This window comes from Pseudooceanicola lipolyticus (assembly GCF_002786325.1).
GTDB lineage: Bacteria > Pseudomonadota > Alphaproteobacteria > Rhodobacterales > Rhodobacteraceae > Pseudooceanicola_C > Pseudooceanicola_C lipolyticus.
Genome location: NZ_PGTB01000290.1, coordinates 1 through 2,667 on the forward strand (window position 1 = coordinate 1; position 2,667 = coordinate 2,667).

Below are 2,667 nucleotides of genomic sequence, written 5' to 3' on the forward strand. Positions count from 1 at the left end.
TGAGCGCGCGCCGTGCGTCCTCCAATGCGCCGGCGACGTCACCGCCGGTTTCGATGCGGCGCGCCGCCATGGTGAGCGCATCGCGGATCACCGGCGCCGCGGCGCGGGCCTCGGCACCCAGGCGCAGGTTGCGCGAGGACATCGCCAGACCGTCCGGTTCACGCAGGGTGGGGCAGGGGATAATCCGGGTTTTCAGGTCCAGATCGGTGGCCAGGCGCCGCACCACCTGAAGCTGCTGATAGTCCTTTTCGCCGAAAAAGCTGAAATCGGCATCGGTCTGCAGCAGCAGCTTGGCCACCACGGTGGCGACGCCGTCGAAATGGCCGGGCCGGGTGGCGCCGCACAGACCGTCGCTGACGCCGGTGACCGAGATGGTGGTGGCAAACCCCTCGGGATAGATTTGATCGGGGTCGGGCACGTAAAGCACATCGACGGCCAGCGGCGCGAGTTTTGCCGCATCGCTGTCCTCGGTCCTTGGGTATTTCGCCAGATCCTCGGGATTGTTGAACTGGCGTGGATTGACGAAGATGGTGACGATCACCCGGTCGGCGCGGGCCTTGGCGGCCTGCACCAGGCTGAGATGGCCGGCATGCAGCGCGCCCATGGTCAGCACGACGCCGATGCTGGCACCGTCATCGCGCCAGGTTTGCGTGATCTTGCGCAGGTCGGCTTTGCGGCGGATGATCTTCATGAGCCTGCTCCTTCGTCGGCGAAAACATGGGCGGGGGCGGGAAAACTCCGGGCGCGGACCTCTTGGGCATAGGTGGCGACCGCCGTATCGGCTTCGGCGGCCAGATGGGCATAGCGTTTCACGAATTTCGGCTGGAAGGCATCGAACAGGCCCAGCATGTCGTCGATCACTAGGATCTGGCCGTCGCAGCCGGCCGAAGCGCCGATGCCGACGGTGGGAATGGCGAGCGCGGCGGTGATCCTGTCGGCCAGCGCGGCGGGCACCTTTTCCAGCACCACGGAAAACGCGCCGGCCGCGGCGACCGCGCGGGCATCTTCGAGAATCCGCGCGGCATCGGCGCCACGGCCCTGCACCTTGTAGCCGCCAAGCGCGTTCACCGCCTGCGGCGTCAGGCCGATATGCGCCATCACCGGAATGCCGCGCTCGACCAGAAAGCGGATGGTCTCGGCCATGTGCCGGCCGCCTTCCAGCTTGACCGCGCCGGCGCCGGTTTCGGCCATCAGCCGGGCGGCATTGCGAAACGCCTGGGCCGGACTGTCCTCGTAGCTGGCGAAGGGCATGTCGACCACCATCAGCGCCCGGTCGATGCCGCGTGCCACCGCGCGCCCGTGCAGGATCATCATCTCCATGGTGACCTCGAGCGTCGAGGGCAGGCCATGCAACACCATGCCGACGCTGTCGCCGACCAGCACCAGATCGCAATGCCGGTCGGCAATCTGCGCCACCGGCGTGGTATAGGCGGTGAGGCAGACCAGCGGATCGCCGCCCTTGCGGGCGCGGATATCGCTGGCGCTGAGCGCCCGTTGCGGTGCGTTCTGGTTCATCTCTCTCCTCCAACTTGACCTAGCGTCAACCCGTTAGAGGAGCGGGGCCGACACTGCAAGGCCCGCGCAAGATTATTGCGCGGGTCTTCGCCAAATCCGGCGTTCAGAAATCGAGGCCCAGATCCAGCGTGCGGGCGGAATGGGTCAGCGCCCCGGACGAGATGTAATCGACCCCGGTGGCGGCCACCTCGGCGACGCGGTCAAGCCGCATGTTGCCGGAGGCTTCCAGCACCACCCGCCCGCCGGCCAGATCCACCGCCTGGCGCAGGGTTGCGGTGTCCATATTGTCCAGCAGCACCACATCGGCGCCGCCTTCGTCTAGTACCTCGGCCAGCTGGTCCAGGCGGTCGACCTCGATCTCGCAGCGCAGCATATGCGAGGCCTGTGCCTTGACCGCCCGCAGCACCGGCCGGATGCCGCCGGCGGCGGCGATGTGGTTGTCCTTGATCAGGATGGCGTCCGACAGGGAAAAGCGGTGGTTGAACCCGCCACCATGCAGCACCGCCTGTTTCTCGACCAGCCGCAGGCCCGGCGTGGTCTTGCGGGTGCAGGTGACGCGGGCGTGGCTGCCCCGGGTTTCGGCCACGAAGGCGGCGGTGAGCGTGGCAATGCCCGACAGCCTGCCGGCGAAGTTCAGCGCCACCCGCTCGGCCGAGAGGATCGCGGCGGCGCTGCCCTCGATCTCCATCAGCAGATCGCCGGGGGCGATTGCATCGCCATCGGCGCGATGCGCGGTAAGTGTCAGCGCCGGATCGACCAGGCGAAAGGCCAGCGCGGTGATTTGCAGGCCCGAGACCACCCCGGCCTCGCGCGCATTCAGCCGCGCGACATAGCGGGTGGCGGCGGGGATCACGGTGCGGGTGGTGATGTCGCCATAGGTGCCCAGATCTTCCATCAGCGCGGCGCGCACCAGCGGTTCCAGGATCAGGTCGGGCAGGGGAGCGTGGGTCATGTGGGTTCCATTTGGTCGGAGGCGGCGATGGCCTGGGCCTGCGCCAGGGTCAGCGACGAGCGCGCGCCGGCATCGGCCCCGGTGGCGGGGAAATCCGCGCGGAAATGCGCGCCGCGGCTTTCGCGGCGGGCCAGCGCGGTTCGGGCACCTCGCTGGCCGGCGGCGCGCTTCCCACCGGTTGACCATCTTGACCAGCAGGA

Annotated in this window: 4 protein-coding genes; all 4 read right to left on the bottom strand. The window is 68.2% G+C overall.

The genetic code is table 11. The features are described 5' to 3' along the window. Positions 1-691 (bottom strand): pantoate--beta-alanine ligase (gene panC / locus CVM52_RS25075; RefSeq protein WP_100164992.1); only part of this gene is annotated, 691 nt, incomplete at its 3' end. Beyond that, positions 688-1,515, bottom strand: a complete 828-nt coding sequence (panB, locus tag CVM52_RS25080; RefSeq protein ID WP_100164993.1) for a 3-methyl-2-oxobutanoate hydroxymethyltransferase — start codon at positions 1,513-1,515, stop codon at positions 688-690. The genes panC and panB, both read right to left, overlap by 4 nt. Positions 1,516-1,618: 103 nt before the next feature. Continuing rightward, positions 1,619-2,467 carry a carboxylating nicotinate-nucleotide diphosphorylase gene (gene nadC / locus CVM52_RS25085; RefSeq protein ID WP_100164994.1) on the bottom strand — a complete coding sequence of 283 codons (849 nt, stop codon included), beginning with the start codon at positions 2,465-2,467 and terminating at the stop codon, positions 1,619-1,621. Further along, positions 2,464-2,667, bottom strand: a 204-nt coding sequence (locus CVM52_RS25090) for a hypothetical protein (RefSeq protein ID WP_133119988.1), incomplete at its 5' end; no start/stop codon positions are given. The genes nadC and CVM52_RS25090, both read right to left, overlap by 4 nt.